The organism is Oceanibaculum nanhaiense, from assembly GCF_002148795.1.
Taxonomy (GTDB): Bacteria; Pseudomonadota; Alphaproteobacteria; order Oceanibaculales; family Oceanibaculaceae; genus Oceanibaculum; species Oceanibaculum nanhaiense.
In genome coordinates, this window is sequence record NZ_MPOB01000035.1 from 1 (window position 1) to 619 (window position 619).

1 protein-coding gene is annotated in these 619 nt (G+C 63.7%); it reads left to right on the top strand.

Going from position 1 to position 619, the window contains the following annotated elements:
* Positions 1–5 precede the first annotated feature (5 nt).
* Positions 6–619, top strand: a 614-nt coding sequence (locus BKM74_RS18385) for a GTP-binding protein (protein WP_140056137.1), incomplete at its 3' end; no start/stop codon positions are given.

Consider the following 619-nt stretch of genomic DNA (forward strand, 5'->3'; position numbering starts at 1 on the left):
CCACGATGGCTAAAGCGAAGTTTGAACGGAACAAGCCGCACTGCAACATTGGGACGATTGGCCATGTTGACCATGGCAAGACGTCCCTGACGGCAGCGATCACGAAGGTTCTGGCGGAGGCTGGCGGCGCGACGTTCACGGCGTACGACCAGATCGACAAGGCGCCGGAAGAGAAGGCGCGCGGCATCACGATCTCGACGGCTCACGTTGAGTACGAGACGGCGAACCGGCACTATGCGCACGTCGATTGCCCGGGCCATGCTGACTATGTGAAGAACATGATCACGGGTGCGGCGCAGATGGACGGCGCCATCCTGGTGGTGTCGGCGGCCGACGGCCCGATGCCGCAGACCCGCGAGCACATTCTGCTGGCCCGCCAGGTTGGCGTTCCGGCGATCGTGGTGTTCCTGAACAAGTGCGACATGGTCGACGATCCGGAGCTTCTGGAGCTGGTCGAGCTTGAGGTTCGCGAGCTGCTGTCGAGCTACGATTTCCCGGGCGACGACATTCCGATCGTGAAGGGCTCGGCGCTGGCGGCGCTGGAAGACAGCGATCCGAAGCTGGGCCGCGAGGCGATCCTGGAGCTGATGGCCGAGGTCGATCGCTACATCCCGCAGCC